This is a genomic window from Pseudomonadota bacterium, assembly GCA_022572885.1.
Classification (GTDB): domain Bacteria; phylum Pseudomonadota; class Gammaproteobacteria; order Steroidobacterales; family MnTg04; genus MnTg04.
The window spans coordinates 70,017-87,640 of the sequence record JACZVC010000005.1 but is presented as its reverse complement, the minus strand read 5'-3'; the positions used below and the strand labels follow the sequence as shown (position 1 = coordinate 87,640).

Below are 17,624 nucleotides of genomic sequence, written 5' to 3'. Positions count from 1 at the left end.
GTCCGCTGCATCATAGACGGGCGCGCCTGTGAATCGGTTCCTGCCAGCGACCGTGGTCTGCAATATGGCGACGGTCTGTTTGAAACCATGGCCGCCGGGGACGGCCGCATCGCCTTGCTGGAAGATCACCTCGAACGGCTCAGCCACGGCGCCGGCCGACTCGGCTTGCCGATACCCGACCTGGGTGTTCTGCGCCGTGAAGTTCTTGGTTTGCTGCCGGATCAGGGTAAGGCGGTGATCAAGCTGATCCTGACCCGAGGTAGCGGGGGGCGCGGCTATCGTCAACCCGAAAAAATAAAAATCCGCCGCATCGTCAGCTTGCATCCGTGGCCGGATTATCCGGATAGCTGGGCCAGCGATGGCATTCAGGTGAGGCTTTGTGAGACGCGCCTCGCCAACGACCCGGTCCTTGCCGGGCTGAAAACCTTGAACAGATTGCACCAGGTGCTGGCCAGGGCAGAATGGGACGACCCGAATATCGCAGAAGGCCTGATGATGGATGCAGATGGCCGGGTTGTTTGTGGCACTATGAGTAATCTGTTCTTGGTGCGTTCCGGCGTCTTGCTTACACCGGATCTTGAATATTCAGGCGTGGCCGGTGTAATGAGAAAACAAATCCTGAAAATTGCTGCGCATATGGAAATAGAGGTACAGGAACGGGCAGTGACCGTGGACGATCTGTGGCGGGCAGATGAAATATTTGTCAGCAATTCATTGATTATGATCTGGCCTGTCCGGCAACTGGACGACCACGTCTGCGCCACCGGCCCGCTGACAACCCGGCTCCAGCATGCACTGAAATCCAGTTTGTCGGCGGTGGGCGCTACACCATGAGTCGTCTGCAGAAAGGCCTGACGATAGCTCTATTGCTCGCCGCTCTGGGCTTGTTATCCACTTTGTATCTGTTCGACCGAGCCATGAACACCAGCCTGGGCGTCGATGATGACGGCGAGGTGCTATTGGTCGGTTCTGGAATGAGCCTGGCTGGCCTGGCGCAGGAACTGACGCAAAGAGAAATACTTTGTTGCCCGCGGGTCTTCAAGCTGTCTGCACGCATCTCTGGCGCTGCGACCCGGATCAAGGCCGGCGAATATCTGCTTGCACCCGGGATGACGGCTGATGACCTCCTCAGGGCGCTCGTTCAGGGTGACGTGTTGGTGCGCAGTTTCACGATCATCGAAGGCTGGACGGTCATGGAACTGCTGAGCGCACTGACCGCCGAAAAAGCACTGGAGCAGGACATCCAGGAAAATCTCGCTGGCGGCATTGAATCGCTGATGGACAGATTCGGCCGGCCCGGACTGCACCCGGAAGGGCAGTTTCTGCCCGAGACCTATCATTTTGTGCGTGGTGAGCGGGTCAGCAATATTCTGCGCCGCGCCCATGTCTCTTTGCAGGAGCAACTGGAGCAGGCATGGCAGGGACGAGCGGCCGGGTTGCCATTCGATACCTCCCATGAAGCGCTGGTGCTGGCATCCATAGTCGAAAAAGAAACCGCGCTGGCCGCCGAACGTCCGGTTATCGCTGGCGTGTTCGTGCGGCGCCTCCAACAGCGCATGCGCCTGCAGACCGATCCAACCGTGATCTATGGGCTGGGTGCGATCTTCGACGGCAATCTGACCCGTCGGCATCTCGATGCCGACACACCCTACAACACCTATACTCGCGCCGGTTTGCCACCGACCCCGATCGCATTGTCTGGCGTCGATGCGATCGTCGCCGTGATGCACCCGGAACCGGGTGATGCCATGTATTTTGTCGCGACCGGCTCAGGAGACGGCAGTCATCGCTTTTCCGCCACGCTTGCGGAGCATAACCAGGCTGTGCAGGATTACCTGCGGCAGCTCAGACAAGACAGGAACAAACCATGATTGGCCGGTTGATAACACTGGAAGGGCTCGAAGGCGTCGGTAAATCCACCAACATGGATTTCATCCAGCGCAAACTGCAGGACGCGGGCATCGATGTGGATGTTACGCGGGAACCTGGCGGCACGCCGCTGGCCGAGAACATTCGGGACCTGGTTCTGGATACGGCGGATGAACCATTGCCTGACCTTTGCGAGTTGCTGCTGATATTTGCCGCGCGTTCGGCGCACCTGGAAAATCGCATCAGACCGGCGCTGGATCATGGTCGCTGGGTACTGTGCGACCGCTTTACCGATGCCACTTACGCCTATCAGGGTGGCGGACGGGGGCTGCCCTTCGAGATCATTGCCAGGCTGGAGGATTTGATTCAGTCGGGTCTGCGGCCAGACCTAACGATTTTACTGGATACACCGGTTGAAATCGGGTTGCAAAGAATTCGTGAGCGTGGCGGCACCGATCGCTTCGAGAGCCAGCGATTGGAATTCTTTCAGCGGGCGCGCGAAGTTTATTTATCGCGTGCGCAACAAGAGCCCGAAAGATGCGTGGTCGTGGACGCCAGCCGGCCGCTTGCGCAGGTCCAGGACGACCTGGCAAAAGTGATCGAATTATATTTAAGTAATTTCTAACAATATCGTAATAATAAATTGAAAAATAAAGAAAATAATCATATCTATTTCTGGCAGGCATCGATCTGGGCGCAGCTGACCAGCGCCTGGGAGCAACAACGCATGCCGCACGGGTTGTTGCTGGCGGGTCCGGCCGGGTTGGGCAAACCCCGGTTTGCACGCGAATTAGCAGGTTTCGTGATGTGCCGGGAGGATCGCTCTGCGCGCAGGCCCTGCGGACAGTGCCAGGGCTGTACGCTGATGGCCGCCGGCAGCCATCCCGACTTTCGCTGGGTGTCGGTGCCCGAAGATCGCAAGACCATTGGCATCGAGCAGGCCCGCGACATTGTCAATTGGATGCGCTTGACGAGTTTCCTGGCGGGTTACAAAGTCGTGGTCATCGATGACGCCGACCTGGTGACCCGCGAGGCGGCCAACAGCCTGCTCAAGACGCTGGAGGAGCCTGCCGGCGCGTCCTTGCTGATGCTGCTATCGAAACGGCCGCATGGCCTGCTGGCGACGATCCGCAGCCGCTGTCAACTGCTCAGGTTTACCCGGCCCGGGCACGAAGCCGCCTTACAATGGTTGGAAACGCAGGATAGCAGCGCGGACTGGCCGAGATTGCTGTTCCTCGCCAACGGGGCGCCATTGCGCGCGCTGGCCATGTACCGGGACGGATTTGCCGACACGGACCGGCAGTTCAGCGCAGACCTTGCCGGCATTATCAGCGGGTCGAAAGACCCGGTTGCCGTGTCCATGGCGTGGGCGAAGCAGCCAACGCCTGTCTGGCTGGAATGGTTGCAAACAGTGGTCCTGGGGATGATTCGGGCGCGCGCGGCCGGTGCGGCCAAAATCAAGGAATGTGAACCAGTACACTTGATTCAGGGAGTGGTTAACATAAACTTGGCCAGGTTGTATCACTACCTGGATGACCTGGTAGCGGCACGTCAGCGATCGGAACGTGGTGCTCTGCGAGCCGATTTGATGACGGCGGCCATGTTGATCCCCTGGGCCTGTGGCCTGAATTACCGATCGATATATCTGGAAGACTAGTATGAGCAAACCCGGGCTGTTGACCCTGACCATCAAAGACAAGAGTGCCCTGTACCTTGCCTATATGCCGTTTATCAATAACGGCGGTCTGTTCATACCCACAGCCAGTAGTTACCGCCTGGGAGATGAAGTGTTCATGCTGCTGAATTTAATGGGCGAATCCGACCGCATCCCGGTCGCTGGCCGGGTAATCTGGATTACGCCCAAGGGTGCGCAAAGCCGTCGGACTGCGGGTATTGGCGTGCAATTCAGCGAGCAGGACCGCGGTCAGACCCAGAGAAAAATCGAAGAGTACCTGGCTGGTGCGCTGGGTGGCGACAAAGCAACCCACACCATGTGAAACGACTCCCGCGAATCTTGCGGGATTTCTCAAATAGTACTATCGGGTCTGGACTATGTTCTGGCAGCTGCGTGCCGGCATCATTCGTTTTCTTCCGACATCGCCAGGCCGTCGCGGAGGACAAAAGCATCGAAGCCGCGTTCATTGAGAATATAGGCGCCCGCCGAGCTGCGCCGGCCGGTGTCGCAACAAACGACATAGCGCTTGTCCTTGTCCAGCGTGCTGAGTTTCAGGCGGATAAAGTACAAAGGAATATTGATTGCATCGGGCTCATGAAAATTTTCGAATTCGCTGGGCAGGCGCACATCCAGCCAGATACCGTCGTTGCCGACGATTTCATCCGCTTCTTCCTTGCTTACCCATTTCAGCATGGGTTCGTTGAGCAGTGACTTGAAGTCTTCCTTGGCAAGGCGCATCAATGAACCATCCGAAGACATGGTGATGGTTGCGTTTCGTCTGGCATCCGAAATCAGCGCTTCCTCGCCAAAGGTGTCGCCGATAGTAAGATCGGCCAGTTTGATGCCATCCTTGTTCAGCGGCGTTTCGCGCGTGACACTGCAGCTTCCCTTGATCACGACATAGAAATAATCGCCTTCGTCACCCTGCTTGATGACCACATCGCCGGTGGAGTGATTAATCTGTTGCATACGCATGAATATGGCCTGGATATTGGCCGGCGGAATCTTGTGGAAGGCCTTGGTCTGTAGAAGGGTGAGCATCCAGTCGTCGGAAGCGTCTTTTATGCCGGTATCCAGACCCAGCTCGCTAACCTCGTAAGAACCGGTCTGGTCCCAGGTCAGCATCACATCCAGCAAATCGCTGTCGATCGCCAGGTACTCGACCCGGGTTCTCGCCTTGGCGGTCACTTTGCGAGGAATAACGTGGGCGACCGGGTGGGCGGCTTCCTTGGTGCCGCCTTCGATGACCGCAACTTCCTCGCCACCCGATAGCAGCAGCAGTTCTCCGCTAATGATGTAGACCGTCCTTTTCTTCTGATCGCCTTCCCTGAAAAGAACCCGGCCGGCCTCAAGCGTGTGGATTGCTGTTTTTTTGACCAGCGAGTCCAGGTTTTCTTTTTGCAGGCCATCCAGCGGAGACAGCCGTCTCAGTATCGCGGTAGTGATTGGTTTTTCTTTCATCGTCGCTCGCTTAAGGCCTCTCAGGCGAATTCACTCATTGATGCGTCAAAAGCTTATTTGCGTTCGCGAACAACCGCGTTGATATACATCACACTGCGGTACAGCCTTGATAATAACATGCTGTGAAACCCATCCCTACTGAGTTTCGGTTAATTCTTGCGGTATGGGTCTGGGTCGGCGGTCATCGCCGATATGAACATAAATCATCCTGGCGCTGGCGACAATGAAATGATGGCCGGGCGGATCGCCGGGCCGGTCGACAAACATTTCTATACCGATGGTAATCGAGGTGGTGCCGGTCTTGCAGATACGGCAGTAAAAGGTAACTACATCGCCGACATAAACCGGCCGGATGAACTCGAAATCGGCCACGGCGATGGTGACCACGTTGCCACCGGCTCGCTGGTACGCCTGGTTACCCCCCGCGATATCCGCATGTGACATCAGCCAGCCACCGAATATATCGCCCAGCCAGTTAGTATCCTTGGGCATGGCCAGCATTCTGATCATCGACTTTCCGCGGGGTTTTTGGTCTTTGTCGATGGTCATTTGTTTTCCTCGATGCGGCTCCATGCTTGGTGGGGCCTGAACCGGTCGCCATGCTTGTCAGCCAGTTGATCCATGGTTGCAACAATATCGTTTATGCCGCGGTTGCGTGCGTAACGAATGGGCCCGCCACGGAACGGGGCGAAACCGGTGCCGAAAATAACGCCGGCGTCGAGCAAATCCAGATCGTCGATAACCCCTTCGCTCCATAACGCGGCCGCTGCGTTGAGTAGCGGCATGAACAGGCGGTCGGTGATATCGTCCGGCGCTTCCTCGCCATCGGTTTTGGGTTTCTGGGGTTTGCCATCCACCCACCGGTAAAAGCCTTCGCCGGTCTTCATGCCCAGTTTTTTCTCGGCAACCAGTTTCTCCAGGATCGCGGGAACCGGAGAATCGAATGCTTCGCCGAGGATCTGCGAGACGCTGAGTGCCACATCCAGGCCGACAATGTCGGACAGGTGGACCGGCCCCATCGGCATACCAAAGTCCAGCGCGGCCTGGTCGATCAGCGGCCCGGCAACGCCTTCTTCGGCAATCAGCGAGGCTTCGGTCATATAGGGCATCAGCACACGGTTGACGACAAAGCCCGGCGCGCTGCGACAGGGCAGGGGCAGGCGGTCGATGCGCTGGGCGAAGGCGATGCCCTGGTTGATTATTTCCTGGGGTGTATCGGGTTTGCTGATGACCTCGATCAGCGGCATTTTATCGACCGGGTTGAAAAAATGCAGCCCGAACAACCGCGTTGGGTCGGGCAGATCGGCCGACAAAATTTCGAGCATCAGGCTGGAGGTGTTGGTCGCCAGCAGGGCGTCGGGTTTCATTCGCGCGACCAGGTCGGCATACAGCGATTTCTTGGCCTCGACGTTTTCATAAATCGCTTCGATGACGAGGTCCGCATCCTCGATGCCTTTGCCATCAACGTCCATTTTCAGCCGCGCGACCGCGGCCTCGTAATCGCCCGGCGTGCGGGTCTTTTTCTCGAACAGTTTATTGGCCCTTTCCAGTGCGGGTTCTATGTATTTTTCTTCGCGGTCTTGCAAGGTCACTTCGATTCCGCGTAACGCAGACCACGCGGCGATGCCGCCGCCCATGGTGCCCGCGCCAATGACATGAAGGCGCTGCACATGGCTTTTCATCTTGCCGCCCAGGGATTTCATCCGGTCCTGGAGCATGAACACGCGGATCAGGTTTTGCCCGGTAGCGCCGACCATCTGTCGGGAAATCAGCTTTGCCTCGGCCTCGTATTGGGCATCGGAAGCGCCATACTTCCGCCACAGTTCGATCATCGCGAACGGGCTCGGATAGTGGGCCGGGTTCGCGCGGGAGGCAACCTGCTTCTTGATCGCAGCAGCGACCAGATTGCGGATCAGCGGCAGGTTCATCAGTTTTTCTTTCAGCGGCGGTTGCCGCCGCGGTGGTTTGTTGCGAATCAGATTCTCGGCTACCGCGCGCATTTCCTCAGCGGGGACCAAACGGTCGAGCAGGCCGATTTTCAGTGCCTTTTCGGCGCGCAAAAACCGGCCGCTGAGCATCAGGTTCATCGCCGCGCTGACACCGACGATGCGAACCGCCCGTACCGTGCCGCCAAAGCCCGGGTTGATCCCCAATTTGACTTCGGGCAGGCCGACACTGACTCGGCCATTGTCCGCAGCGACCCGATAATCGCAAGCCAGCGCCAGTTCGAGGCCGCCGCCGAGGGCGAAACCATTGAGCAACGCGACGCTGGGGCAGGGCAGCGCCTCGATACGAGCCATGATCTGCTGACCGAGGAGGGTCATCTCGAAAACCATGGCCTCGGTGGCGAGCTTGGTGAACTCCTTGATATCGGCGCCGAAAATAAAACCGCTTTTCTTGCCCGACCAAATGACCAGCCCGGTTGGGTGACTGGATTCCAGCGCGGACAAGTGTCCAGCCAGTTCACGCATGACCGGCTGTGACAGGACATTGGCGCCGGCATTGGCCATATCCAGGCACAGCCAGGCGATGTCATTGCTGTCGCGCTCCAGCGTCCAGTTCGCGATTTTGCTTTCTTCCGTCATCGTTTTTTCCCCGAAAATTGGTGGCAGCCGGCCGGTCTGTGTGCGGCCGGGAGTCCAAGGTTATTGCTGAATCAGCGAATCCTACCAGTTAATGACCGCACCGCGACATTGGGAATTACCCAGTCATTTCGAAATCGCAAATCAACGGCAAATGATCGGACAAGCGGACATCGGGAATCCTGAAATTGGTGACTTCGATACCGTCGCTGTAGAGGATGAAATCGAGTTCCTTGCGGGGCGCCCGGCTGGGGTAGGAGGGCAAACTCTCGACGTTTGCGCTGCGCAGCCCGGCGGCCTGCATAAACAGGTAGATCTCGTGCTCGCCCCAGAAAGTGTTGAAATCGCCAGCGACGATGACCGGTTTCGGACACGCGCGAACGAGGTCGTGTAAATGGCGCAGTTGAGAATGCCGATGGCGGTATTTCAGCGACAGATGGACCAGGAACACCGCCACGTTTTCAAGTTCAAGTTCGATAATCAGGCGCTTGACGCCGGTGTCCATGTAGTGAAACCGTTCGCCATGCAACCGCGGCGCGGCCAGGAAGGCGTTAACCTGCTTGCGGATGATCGGCAGGCTTTTTTGGATGGATTCTTCACCGTACTTACATTGGTAGACCGAGTAATGGCCAATGGCCTCGGCTATTTGTTCCGCCTGGTTGACCAGGCGTGAGCGTATCGACCCTGAATCGACTTCCACGAGCCCAACGATATCCGGGTCTTCTGATTTGATAAAGTCGGTGATGCGCTGCAGCGTTTCGGGACTGCCCTTGATATAACCTGCGCCCGGCACAGGCAAATTAAACCGGGCGCCCACGCCGACAGCATAACGGATGTTGTACAAGAGCAATCGCATCGGTTTCCGGGGGGCTCCAGGCAGCAATAGTTCTGGCAGTTGCGGTGCCACTCTAGCCCAGTCGTGTCAAGGCCACAACGCAAAACTGGCCGTCGTGGCGGCTGGTTCGGTACACTATTGCAAACAGAGAGGTGAGCATCGTGTCCCAGGACAACCCGATCCGTGTTTTTGCCAGCCACGCCTTTCAGGAACACGAAGACTATCATCGTTTATTCGAATATCTTGAAAGCACGACCAACTTTTTTTACAGCAACAGCGCCGGACCGGGCAAGGTCCCTGCGGAAGACACAGAAGAGGCGCTCAAGGACGAACTCCGCGAACAAATCGAACCTGCCGAAGTCGTTATCATCCTGGCGGGACTGTACGAAGAATTCCATGAATGGATAGATTTTACGCTGTTGGTTGCAAAGGCTTCCGACAAGCCGGTCATTGTCATCGAGCACTTCGGCAGCACCCAGGAGATTGCGCCGGAAATCGCCAAGATGGCAGATGAAACGGTATCGTGGAACGAACGCTCGATAGTGGATGCAATTCGCCGCCAGGCCAGGCACGAGGAAACCCAGCGCTGGGATGTGGTCGAATTCGATATGTCCGAATGACCGGAGCATGGCTACCCAAACCCGTGACTGATCTGGAAACCGCATGCCAATGAAGCCCTTGCAAATGACCCGACAGGAGCTGTTCAGCACGCCGATCTGGCGAGTTGCCGCGCCGGACATTGCCCGGCACAAAAAAACAATGCTCGCCGACCTGGAGCAGAAATGGGCCGCTGGCGACTTTGAAAAACATGGCCATGGCTACGGCTACCAGAGCAAGAAAGAGCTGTTTTCTCCTCAGGCCATGGCCGACCGGGCCTATCTCAAACTGATCAGGGACAAGTTTATCGCGGCTTGCAGGCAGATACTGGTCGCCCGTTTTGGCATCGCCAAACAGATGCCGTTCGACATATACGCGGTGCAGGGCTGGTACCTGATCCAGACCGACGAAGAGTGGGTGGACGGGCCCTGGCACAACCACCATCCGGCGACGTTGAGCGGCTGTTATTACCTGCAGATTCCGAAGTACAAGGAAGCCAACGAAGGTCTGTTGATGTTCCAGCGTTCGCAACCGCCGACCGATATTTTCGTCAACCATCAATCCGGCGTGGTACCGGCCGAAGGGCAGTTCTTGATATTTCCGTCCTACCTGATGCACCGGCCCGCGCCGTGTCCGAGCGCGGATAAATGGCGGGTCACCGTGGCCATGGACTGTTTCGTCCACTGGCATAAACGCTACTCGGAGCCGGTGCGCCAGGTCGGCCCCAAAGAATGGGATGAGGCGCTCAAACAAAGCTTCAACCCGGGCCTGGCACCGAAAGATGGTTTAGGGTGAATTTACTTCATAATAGGTCGGCAACTATTTAATAATTAAGGATAAATATGAGCATCAGCAGACGTGGTTTTGTACAATTGGGTTGCGCTGCTGTGTTGACGGCAAATAACGGGACCGTTGCGGCGGCGGCCAGGCTGTATGGCGAAATACCCTCACGGCCGTTGAACATTTTGATTCTTGGTGGTACGCGTTTTATCGGACCGCACATGGTCAGGGAGGCGCAAAGCCGCGGTCACACAGTAACCTTGTTTAATCGTGGCAAGACCAACCCGGATTTATTTAGCGATGTTGAAACGCTGATCGGTGATCGTGACGGCAATCTGCAGGCGCTTGAGGGCAGGCGCTGGGATGTAGTCATCGATACTTCCGGTTATCTGCCGCGACTGGTTGGTGACTCGGCTCGCTTACTGACCAATGCCGTTGAGCATTATTTGTTTATCTCGTCGATGGCCGTGTATTCATCCTTTACGACGCGATTTATGGACGAAACCGGTCCGCTGAGGATCATGCCGGATACGGAGAGCGAGGAAGTCAATGAGTACTACGGAGCACTCAAAGTCCTTTGTGAGCAGGTGGTGCAAGAGACGCTGCCCGGACGAAACACGATACTCCGACCCGGGATAATCGCCGGTCCGGGCGATCATACCGACAGATTCAACTACTGGCCGGTCAGGGTTTCGAGAGGCGGGCATATGCTGGCACCGGGAAACGGCAGCGATTTCATGCAATGGGTGGATGTACGCGATCTGGCCCAATTCGTCATTCGTTGCTTGGAGCGAAATATTACCGGTATTTACAATGCAGTTCGGCCAGCCGCCGCTTACACAATGGGTGACATGATCGAAGACAGTCGCGTAATCAGCGGCGTCAATGACCTGGAAGTGGAATGGATACCGCTTGAATTTCTACAACAACACGGGGTCGAGCCCTGGGACGATCTACCGGCCTACATGCCACTATCGCCGCCAGGCGAATTCTCACATATGTTTGCGATCAGTAGCGCCGCCGCATTTACCAAAGGGCTGCGCGCGCGGGCTGCTACTGAAACCATCGCCGACATACTGGCATGGTGGCAGACGCTGCCGGAGGAACGGCGTAACCCGATGCGTGCGGGCCTCAGCGTCGAAAAAGAAGCGGAGGTACTCGCGGCCTGGGCAAAAGAAAAATCTTGATAGCGCTGGTACAGAAAACCGCGATCTAGGCTAGCTGCGCTATCACGGCTTGCGCATATTCGTCGGTTCCCGCCTTGCCGCCCAAATCTCCGGTCAGGCAGCTGCCATCGTTAATCGTGGCCTGGATGGCGTCACGCAAGCGCATCGCTTTGTCGTTTTCACCGACATGATCGAGCATCATGGCTGCGGCCAGCAGCAAGGCGGTCGGATTGGCAATTCCCTTGCCGGCAATATCCGGCGCCGAGCCGTGCACAGCCTCGAAAATGGCCGCATCCTTGCCGATGTTGGCGCCGGGCGTCAGGCCCAGGCCGCCGACCAGGCCGGCCATCAGATCGGACAGAATGTCGCCGAACATATTGGTGGTCAGGATCATGTCGAATTGCGACGGGTCCTGGACGAGCTGCATGGCACAGGCGTCGACAATACGGGTGTCGACCTCGATCCGGTCCCGGTACTTTTCACCGACCTGGTTGGCGGTTTCCAGGAACAGGCCGGACAGGCATTTCAGGATATTGGCCTTATGCACGATCGTGATTTTCCTGCGGCCCTGGGCGATGGCGTACTCGAACGCATATTCGGCGATCCGCCGCGAGCCCGAACGCGTAATGATGCCCGAGGCCACAGCGACCGCGTGCGGGTCGTCGTCGATCGGGATGAAATGCTCGACACCGACATACAGGCCTTCCGTGTTTTCCCGGATCAGCACGATATCGACGTCCTCGAAACGCCCGCCGGGCACATACGTGCGCGCCGGGCGCACGTTGGCATACAGCCCGAACATCTTGCGCAGTTCCACATTGATCGAGCGGAAACCCTCGCCAACCGGCGTTGTCAGCGGGCCTTTCAACGCCAGCCTGGTCTTGCGGATGCTGTCCAGCGTTGCCTCCGGCAAAGGGGTGCCCAGGGCGTCGAACGCGGTCATTCCGGCTTGTTGCTCGTCCCAGTCAAATGGCGCATCCAGCGCATCCAGGATCGCAATGGCGGCCGCCGAAATCTCGGGCCCGATGCCATCGCCGCGAACCAACGTGGCCGGTATTTTTTTGTTTGCTGACATATTTACGATGATGGACTAACGGCCGAAATCTGGCCGGCCGCAATTCTAGCAGTCCGTCGATATTTACTCGATGAAATCCGCGCTTAGCTCCTCGTCGCTGCGTTTGTCGACATCCAGTTCAATCGTCGAATGGCCGATGCCGAAGTCCGCCCACAGCAGGTCCTTGATTGCCTGCAGGGCCCGGGCCTGATCCGCGTCTGCGTGAATGACCGCATGCATCGTCATCAAGGTATTTTCCGCGTTCAGGCTCCACACATGGACATGGTGAATGTCTTTGATCTGCGGTATCCGGGAAACCAGCTCGTTGCGCATCCGGTCCATATCCAGCCACTCTGGCGCGCCCTCGAGCAGGATATGCGTGGATTTACGCAACAGTTTCCAGGCGCTCCGCAGGATCAGCATGGCGACGAATACAGACAACAGGGGATCGATCGGAGTCCAGTCGGTCAGCATGATCACGATAGCCGCTACGATCGCGCCCAGCGAGCCGAGCAAGTCGCCAAGAACGTGCAGGCTGGCGCTTTTCAGGGTGAGGTTGTCGGGTGCGGCGGTACTGAGCAGTGCGTAGCTAACCACGTTTACCAGCATGCCGACGCTGGCAACGATCAACATCAATCCGCCGAGTACCGGCGCCGGGTGCAGAAGCCTGTTCACGGCTTCGAACAAGATCCAGCCGACCACCACGATCAGGCTCAGGCTATTGACCAGGGCGGCCAGTATTTGCAGTCGCTGGTAGCCGAACGAGCGCTTGTCATCAGCCGGTTTTTCCGAAAAACGGAATGCGGCCCAGGCCAGACCCAACGCGGCGGTATCGGTCAGCATGTGGCCGGCATCGGCCAGCAATGCCAGCGAACCCGACAGCAAGCCACCGATTACTTCGACAATCATGAAGGTGCCGGTCAGCAGCGTGGCCAACATCAAGCGCCGCGTGCTTTTCTCGTCGGTCGGGTTGTGGTGGATATGCACGCGCCTATTGTCGCACAGGATGTTGCGGTTGAATCTTGCGTTAATTGCTAAACTTCAGTCAGCGCCAGGACACAAACCGGAGGAAAATCATGCCAGTGACATTTCCGAATGAATCCAGCGAATATCGGGCGCGGCTGGGACAAGCTGACCTTTGTGTCATCGGCGAACAACAGCTACGGACGCGATTATCACGCCGAAAGCGAGGAGGGCGGCCAGCTACCGATGGCCAATGTGTTCCAGCGCGATAAAAAAGGTATTCATCATTTCTGGGCGAGCGAACTGATGTTTGCGCCTACCGATGGCGACCCGCGGCATATGGACATGATGTGGCCGTTATGGAATGTACTGGATACGACGCCGGCAGGTCGCGGGGGGGACTGGCGTCCGGAGTTGTAGTTCGTTGATACTGCGCGCTGGCGCTCTGGAGAGGGTTGCGGATGCTCTTGATTCGTTCTTGGAAAAACCAGGACAGCCACAGACTTTCTGAGCAAACCCTACAAATATCCCCCTGGCCGATTGTTTGGCCGATCAGCAGTGTGATGATTTTCCCGAAAAGGTGTGGATGTCCTTGGTTTTTCCTTGGTTTTTCCTTCTAGATAAAGGCGATGCTGGCACAGACCAAACGGTTGAACTGGGAAGAGTATTCAAGAAACAGTTTAGAAAAGGCGTATAACTTACTGTTTTAGTAGTGTAATACAGTGCTGCTATATATGGAGAGAGGGGTGATTGGGCAGGTTTCTCGGCGTATGCCTAAAAGACGCATAATGTATATTATGTTAAATAGCATACCAAACCAGTTCATTGGGACAAATCGATGACGGCCCATAATGTTGGCTCTGACCGGTCAACCAAACACTTCATATTCCGTTATCTACTACGATGGGCTGGCTTGTTGCATCATCACAGTTGCGCCCTGGTGTTTTCCTAAACATTGCCTGGAGAGTGAAATGAAATCCAAACTGCTTGTTGTGTTATCCAGCCTGATCCTTGCCTTGTCCGCCGGCCTCGCTGCCGCACAGGGATCGGATGACGGCGCTATGGACGATCAGAAACAAAACCGTGCCGAAATGCGCGAGCGCCTGCAAAACATGTCTGCAGAGGAAAGAGACGCATTTCGCGCGGAGCGGCGTGCCAAATGGGAAGGCATGTCCGAGGAGGAACGGGAAGCGTCCAAGGCCAAACGCAGCGAAAGGAAGGCAGAACGGCGTGCGCTCTGGGAGGCTATGTCCGAGGAAGAACGGGAAGTGGCCAAGGCCAAACGCAGCGAAAGAAAGGCGGAACGCCGTGCGCGCTGGGAGTCTATGTCCGACCAGGAACGCGAAGCGGCGCGCGCCAGACACGGTAAAAAAGGCGAGAAACACAAACGCAAAGAGGGTCAGCGTGGTGGCCGTTAGGATTTGAAAGGGCGCCGCCGGGGCTTAAGGTGCCTTGGTGGCCCGCCCTATTTTACAGGCCATCCATAAGCTGGATCATCTTTGCACGCTGACGGGTGTCGGGCAACCTGCCCTTCCCCGCTTGGATATTATCCAGCATGTGTTTTGGATTGGCTGTCGCAGGAATAATGTTGGTGACCGCCGGGTGCGCGGCGATGTATTTGAGGAAGAACTGCCCCCAACTGTGGCAGTCGAAGTCGGCCGCCCATTCGGGCAGCGCTTTGCCTTTTACGCCTCTGAATAATCTGCCACGCTGGAAAGGCCGGTTGATCATCGTCGCTACGCCGAGATCCGCGCAAAGCGGCAACAGGGTTTGTTCCGCGGTGCGGCCCGCGATGGAATAATTGAACTGCAGAAAGTCCATCGGCTCCCGCCTGACCCAATCCGCCAACTCGTCGTGCTGGCTGTCAACGTAATGGGTAATCCCGATATAGCGAATCTTGCCTTCCTCCCGCAGTTCCCTGAGCAATCCAAGCTGTCGTTTTGTGTCCCGCAGGTTATGGATCTGATAAAGGTCCACAACGCCGGTCTTCAGATCTTTGAAGGAATTTTGTATCTGGCGCAGGCCGGCTTCTCTGCCATTGGCCGCAACCTTGGTCGCGAGAAAGACTTTCCCGGGGTGTTCGAGCCCGGCCACCAGGTCGCCGACGACGCGTTCTGCCAGGCCGTAGGATGGCGCGGTATCGATGACGCTGCCGCCGCCATCGAGGAGTTCTTTAAGTACTGCCTTGAGTGGGGCCCGAAGCTCCGGCGAATCGTCGACGTTGAACACACGCGCTGTACCCAGACCGATAATGGGCAGTTCCTCCGCGCTGCCAGGAATCGACCGGTGCAGCATCGGGCTGTCATCTGCCAGCGTCAGACCACCTGCTTTCAACAGGCCGGCCGCAGCAGTTCCGGCTATGAATTCCCTGCGGCTAAGCGTGAACATCTGTTCTGCCCTCCTCGTCCGAGCCATCGCTGGCACTTTGTAACAGACCGGCTTTGCGTCCCTGAGTTCGACCCAGAGCAAACGACAGTATGCCCCAGGCGCCGGCGATGGGTACGATCGCCGCGGCCAGCCACGACAGACTCAAGCCCAGCGTTCTGAACAGTCCATCGATGCCGGCGCCGGCGACATCGCCGCCGCGGTAGAGGAATACATCGATAATGGGTTTGGCCTTGTATTTTTCGGATGCCGGTACGACGCTGAACAAGGTTTCGCGGGCTGGGCGCGATACGGCATAGCGCGTTGCCCGATGCAGGGCCTGGAATATCGCCATGACACCAAGGGTTGGCCACAAGGCGAGCACCGCGAACCCCGCAGTCGTCACCAGGGGCAGTACGGCCAGCGTGAAACCCACACCGAGTTTGCGAATCAAGTGCGTAGTGACAAACATCTGGGTAAACAAGGTTGCGGTCTGCGCCAGCACATCGAACAACGCGAAGTTCGCAATAAACTCACTAAAATTATCGGATTCATTGAGTATCAGGTTGGCCTGGGTGAAATAAATCATCGTGTTTGAAATCGCCATCATGATGATGTAGCCGCCGATCCCCAGCAGATAGGGGGATTTGGACACCGCGATCAACCCATCCATCGCATTACCGCCGATCGTTGCTCGCACGACCGGTCCGGTCTCTAGCGGACCGACCGAAGTTCCGAGTTTCGAATGGCTGGAGCGAATCGCAGCACGGTCCAATGCCAGCATGATCATTATGGCCACGGCAAACAGCGTTGCACCGGCCAGCATCAGGCCGGCGGGCAGAAACACCGAGTCGGTCATGCCGGCGATCTGCCGTGTGCTAAAGCCGCCGACCAGAGCGCCCAGTGTGCCGCCTATGCCGATGAACGGAAACAACCGCTTGCCCTGATCGACATCGAATATGTCGACCATGAAAGCCCAGAATATGCTGGTCGCGAAAAGATTGATGACGCTGAGCCAGACATAGAAGGTATAACCGACGAACCTCGAGGTGCTGGTCTGGGCGTCGGAACCGATCAGTCCGCCGCCGGTCGCGCCATCGAACACCAGCAAGCTGGCAAAAACCAGCAGGCAGACGATCACAAAAAAATAGGCAATGGGAATGAATCGCCGCCGGTTCAACCGGCTGACGATTCCGCCGAAAGCCACCACGAAAACCAGCGCCGAAATCGAAGTCACAATAAACAGCCAGCGCAGCTCGTCCATGCCGCGGGAAACGCCCATGGCTTCACGGACCGGGCGCAGAAAAAAGTAACCACAGAGCAGGCAGAAGAAGAATGCGGCCGATAACAAAGCCAGCGGCAACTCGCCGCGTTTGAAATTCAATAACCGGTTGAGCCAGTCAGCCATAAGGCCGGGACTCCTTTTCTTAATACTTTGCTTTGGCGTTGTTATGGTTGAAGCTCAGGCGCCGACGAAATATTTGATTTTTTCCTTGTAGTGCCGTGACAGTTTTAACTCGACGCCATTATCCAGGGATAAGAAATACTCGCCGTTCATGTGCGAGCGCACTTCCTTGACACGGTCGATATTGACGATCGTAGAGCGGTGAATGCGCTGAAAAAATTTCGGGTCGAGGCAATCTTCGAGCTTTTTCATGGTTCCCCGAAGAATGTGGGTCACGCCATTGGCATGCACGCACATGTAATCGCCGGCGGCGTCGATCCAGTTGATATCGCGGACTTCGACTCGCACGGTGATGCGCCCGTCCTTGATCGGCAATTTACTCAGGTATTTCTGGCCGACTGCATCGCGGCCTTTTTCGATGATCTCATCGAGACTGACGCAATCCTCGCCAGACATCTCCGCAACGATTTCGAGCAAACGCGTGCGGTGCTGCACCGCCTCGCGTTGCTCCCATTGCTCGCGAATATGCGACAAGGCCTCTTCGAGGCGGTTCTCGTCGATGGGTTTTAGCAGATAATCGATTGCGTGGGCATCAAAAGCACGGACTGCATATTCATCATAAGCGGTAACGAACACGATCATCGGCATGCGTTTGTGGGCAAGTGCTTTCAGGACGTCGAAGCCGTTCATCCCCGGCATCTGGATATCCAGAAACATCAAGTCGGGTTTGAGCTCATCGACCATTCGTAGGGCTTCTTCGCCATGCGCTGCTTCGCCAATAATTTCTATATCCGGCACATCTTTCAGCCTGATCTTCAGGCCCCGGCGAGCGAGGTCTTCGTCATCGACGAGTAGGGTTTTGATATTCATCTC

Annotated in this window: 19 protein-coding genes; 10 read left to right on the top strand and 9 right to left on the bottom strand. The window is 56.8% G+C overall.

Features of this window, described 5'->3' with window-relative positions; translation table 11 throughout:
* Nucleotides 1-9: 9 nt before the first annotated feature.
* Genes pabC through IIA05_03250 form a run of 5 tightly spaced genes read left to right on the top strand, consistent with a single transcriptional unit; the run spans nucleotide 10 to nucleotide 3,866 of the window.
* Complete coding sequence (gene pabC / locus IIA05_03270; GenBank protein ID MCH9026121.1) at nucleotides 10-834, top strand: aminodeoxychorismate lyase; 825 nt, start codon at nucleotides 10-12, stop codon at nucleotides 832-834.
* Entirely contained in the window at nucleotides 831-1,871 is a 1,041-nt protein-coding gene (mltG, locus tag IIA05_03265; protein MCH9026120.1) for an endolytic transglycosylase MltG, read from the top strand. The genes pabC and mltG overlap by 4 nt, the downstream gene beginning before the upstream one ends.
* A complete protein-coding gene (locus tag IIA05_03260; GenBank protein ID MCH9026119.1) occupies nucleotides 1,868-2,494 on the top strand; it encodes a dTMP kinase in 627 nt (208 codons plus the stop codon). Before mltG ends, IIA05_03260 begins: the two co-directional genes overlap by 4 nt.
* Before the next feature lie 18 nt (nucleotides 2,495-2,512).
* The gene (gene holB, locus IIA05_03255; protein MCH9026118.1) at nucleotides 2,513-3,526 is read left to right on the top strand and encodes a DNA polymerase III subunit delta'; all 1,014 of its coding nucleotides are present in this window, start codon (nucleotides 2,513-2,515) and stop codon (nucleotides 3,524-3,526) included.
* Between the two features lies 1 nt (nucleotide 3,527).
* Entirely contained in the window at nucleotides 3,528-3,866 is a 339-nt protein-coding gene (locus tag IIA05_03250) for a PilZ domain-containing protein (GenBank protein MCH9026117.1), read from the top strand.
* A gap of 80 nt (nucleotides 3,867-3,946) precedes the next feature.
* On the opposite strand, the gene IIA05_03245 is transcribed toward IIA05_03250, so the two are convergent.
* The 4 genes from IIA05_03245 to IIA05_03230 form a co-directional block, all read right to left on the bottom strand.
* Nucleotides 3,947-5,005: a cyclic nucleotide-binding domain-containing protein gene (locus tag IIA05_03245; GenBank protein ID MCH9026116.1), complete on the bottom strand. Its 1,059-nt coding sequence runs from the start codon at nucleotides 5,003-5,005 to the stop codon at nucleotides 3,947-3,949.
* Between the two features lie 135 nt (nucleotides 5,006-5,140).
* Nucleotides 5,141-5,554 carry an acyl-CoA thioesterase gene (locus IIA05_03240; protein ID MCH9026115.1) on the bottom strand — a complete coding sequence of 138 codons (414 nt, stop codon included), beginning with the start codon at nucleotides 5,552-5,554 and terminating at the stop codon, nucleotides 5,141-5,143.
* Nucleotides 5,551-7,590, bottom strand: a complete 2,040-nt coding sequence (locus IIA05_03235) for an enoyl-CoA hydratase/isomerase family protein (protein MCH9026114.1) — start codon at nucleotides 7,588-7,590, stop codon at nucleotides 5,551-5,553. The genes IIA05_03240 and IIA05_03235 overlap by 4 nt, the downstream gene beginning before the upstream one ends.
* Before the next feature lie 115 nt (nucleotides 7,591-7,705).
* A complete protein-coding gene (locus IIA05_03230) occupies nucleotides 7,706-8,443 on the bottom strand; it encodes an endonuclease/exonuclease/phosphatase family protein (GenBank protein ID MCH9026113.1) in 738 nt (245 codons plus the stop codon).
* A gap of 140 nt (nucleotides 8,444-8,583) precedes the next feature.
* On the opposite strand from IIA05_03230, the gene IIA05_03225 reads away from it, so the two are divergent.
* The 3 genes from IIA05_03225 to IIA05_03215 are packed head-to-tail and all read left to right on the top strand — an operon-like array spanning nucleotide 8,584 to nucleotide 10,986.
* Nucleotides 8,584-9,042 carry a TIR domain-containing protein gene (locus tag IIA05_03225; GenBank protein ID MCH9026112.1) on the top strand — a complete coding sequence of 153 codons (459 nt, stop codon included), beginning with the start codon at nucleotides 8,584-8,586 and terminating at the stop codon, nucleotides 9,040-9,042.
* A 43-nt stretch (nucleotides 9,043-9,085) separates the two neighbouring features.
* A complete protein-coding gene (locus IIA05_03220; protein MCH9026111.1) occupies nucleotides 9,086-9,814 on the top strand; it encodes a hypothetical protein in 729 nt (242 codons plus the stop codon).
* A 47-nt stretch (nucleotides 9,815-9,861) separates the two neighbouring features.
* The gene (locus tag IIA05_03215; GenBank protein ID MCH9026110.1) at nucleotides 9,862-10,986 is read left to right on the top strand and encodes an NAD-dependent epimerase/dehydratase family protein; all 1,125 of its coding nucleotides are present in this window, start codon (nucleotides 9,862-9,864) and stop codon (nucleotides 10,984-10,986) included.
* 25 nt (nucleotides 10,987-11,011) lie between these two features.
* On the opposite strand, the gene IIA05_03210 is transcribed toward IIA05_03215, so the two are convergent.
* Nucleotides 11,012-12,040, bottom strand: coding sequence for an NAD-dependent isocitrate dehydrogenase (locus IIA05_03210; GenBank protein ID MCH9026109.1), 1,029 nt, complete (start codon nucleotides 12,038-12,040; stop codon nucleotides 11,012-11,014).
* Between the two features lie 63 nt (nucleotides 12,041-12,103).
* Nucleotides 12,104-12,958 carry a cation diffusion facilitator family transporter gene (locus IIA05_03205; GenBank protein ID MCH9026108.1) on the bottom strand — a complete coding sequence of 285 codons (855 nt, stop codon included), beginning with the start codon at nucleotides 12,956-12,958 and terminating at the stop codon, nucleotides 12,104-12,106.
* A 156-nt stretch (nucleotides 12,959-13,114) separates the two neighbouring features.
* Here IIA05_03205 and IIA05_03200 point away from each other — a divergent pair, with 156 nt between their 5' ends.
* Entirely contained in the window at nucleotides 13,115-13,402 is a 288-nt protein-coding gene (locus IIA05_03200; GenBank protein ID MCH9026107.1) for a DUF899 family protein, read from the top strand.
* Nucleotides 13,403-13,953: 551 nt separating this feature from the next.
* The gene (locus IIA05_03195) at nucleotides 13,954-14,400 is read left to right on the top strand and encodes a hypothetical protein (GenBank protein MCH9026106.1); all 447 of its coding nucleotides are present in this window, start codon (nucleotides 13,954-13,956) and stop codon (nucleotides 14,398-14,400) included.
* 52 nt (nucleotides 14,401-14,452) lie between these two features.
* On the opposite strand, the gene IIA05_03190 is transcribed toward IIA05_03195, so the two are convergent.
* The 3 genes from IIA05_03190 to IIA05_03180 are packed head-to-tail and all read right to left on the bottom strand — an operon-like array spanning nucleotide 14,453 to nucleotide 17,621.
* Entirely contained in the window at nucleotides 14,453-15,370 is a 918-nt protein-coding gene (locus IIA05_03190; GenBank protein MCH9026105.1) for an aldo/keto reductase, read from the bottom strand.
* Complete coding sequence (locus IIA05_03185; protein MCH9026104.1) at nucleotides 15,357-16,754, bottom strand: MFS transporter; 1,398 nt, start codon at nucleotides 16,752-16,754, stop codon at nucleotides 15,357-15,359. Before IIA05_03185 ends, IIA05_03190 begins: the two co-directional genes overlap by 14 nt.
* 54 nt (nucleotides 16,755-16,808) lie before the next feature.
* Nucleotides 16,809-17,621 (bottom strand): response regulator transcription factor, encoded by an 813-nt coding sequence (locus IIA05_03180; GenBank protein ID MCH9026103.1) that lies wholly within the window; start codon nucleotides 17,619-17,621, stop codon nucleotides 16,809-16,811.
* Nucleotides 17,622-17,624 lie beyond the last annotated feature (3 nt).